Source organism: bacterium, assembly GCA_040755795.1.
GTDB lineage: Bacteria > UBA9089 > CG2-30-40-21 > CG2-30-40-21 > SBAY01 > JBFLXS01.
Window position 1 is genome coordinate 1 of record JBFLXS010000673.1, and the last position, 1,434, is coordinate 1,434.

General features: G+C 36.4%; 1 protein-coding gene. It reads right to left on the reverse strand.

Annotation, left to right across the window (positions count from 1 at the left end):
* Positions 1-237: 237 nt before the first annotated feature.
* Positions 238-1,434: NosD domain-containing protein (locus AB1414_20810; protein MEW6609852.1), on the reverse strand; the 1,197-nt coding region annotated here is incomplete at its 5' end.

Below are 1,434 nucleotides of genomic sequence, written 5' to 3' on the forward strand. Positions count from 1 at the left end.
ATCTGCAGCATAAGCCCCTATACTTATACCTAAAAAAATCGATAGTATTAAATATTTAAACATCTTTTTCATCTGAAAAATACCTTTATGATATTATATTTCTCGCAAAGGCGCAAAGCTCGCAAAGGTTACAACAGGTTTGCAAGCAATTCCCCCTTTATATACTTACAACCCCCTAACCCCCTTTATTAAGGGGGAATATCTGTCTTCTGTCCTCTACTTTATCACCCCTATCTTTCAATGTTTAGTATCTTCCTTAAGATTATTTTTTGAATATTCATACGCACCTATGTCAACCCTCTTATTGATTATCCTTTCCTTCCCATCTTTGTCTTTCCTGGGAAGTTTTGGGGCTTTGTTTGAACCTCTATCTATGCAAGGAGAGGATGGCTTTAGATGGAAATCGGTTTCACTTATAAACTTTGGGTCTTTTTGAATCTCATTTGCCCCTAAATGGGATTTGTAGATGTAGTGTTCTGGCTCGTCTGGAGGCTGTGGGGGTTTAGGAGGAGCCAAACAATAATTCTGTGTCCCTCTAATCCCTGGACCATTGTCAAAAAAACAATTAAAGTCTCCTTTAATATCTGAATTTCGGCAATCAATTCCACATCTTGTCTTTCTTTCCCCTTTTCCATTCTGTGCAATGTTCTTTCCATTCTTGGCAATGATGTTGTTCATAATGATTATCTGAGAATTTCCAACATTGATCCCTCCTCGTTTATTTCCTACAATTGTATTATTTGTGATGGTAAGATAGGATTTATTGCCTCCTATGCCATTCTTTCCTTCTGAGATGAGATTGTTGGTAATGGTTATATAAGAAGAGTCATCACCACCAATATTCAAACTATTTCTTGATATTGTATTATTAGTAATGGTTAAAGAAGATTCTGAGCAAGTAATTCCAAATTTGTTGTCCAGAAGCATATTATTTGAAATAATTGAATCAGAATCGGAAAACGCAACAGCACATCTATTCTTCGAAATGATATTTTTTATAATATTCGGAGAAGAGTGCCAGGAGAAAATACCACTATCCTCATTCCCCTTTATCCTATTTTTCATAATCACAGGACTTGCTCCGTCGCAACAGAGTATTCCATTACCTCTATCTAAGAAGCCTTTTGCGCCGGTTATAGTAAAGCCAGTGATTGTCCCATTGGCAGATTTCCCTTTGAAGATAATGGTATTTCCATTTTTGAGATGGGAAGAGGTGATGATGCATTTGTCCGGGTTTATTCCTATCAGGCTAATACCTTTTTTGATGGTAATACTCTCTTTATAAATGCCCGGGGCAACATAAATTTTATCCCCTGTCTTTGCCTTGTTCACTGCCTTCTGGATAGTTTTGTATTGGCTGGGGACATATAAATCTGCAGCATAAGCCCCTATACTTATACCTAAAAAAATCGATAGTATTAAATATTTAAACAT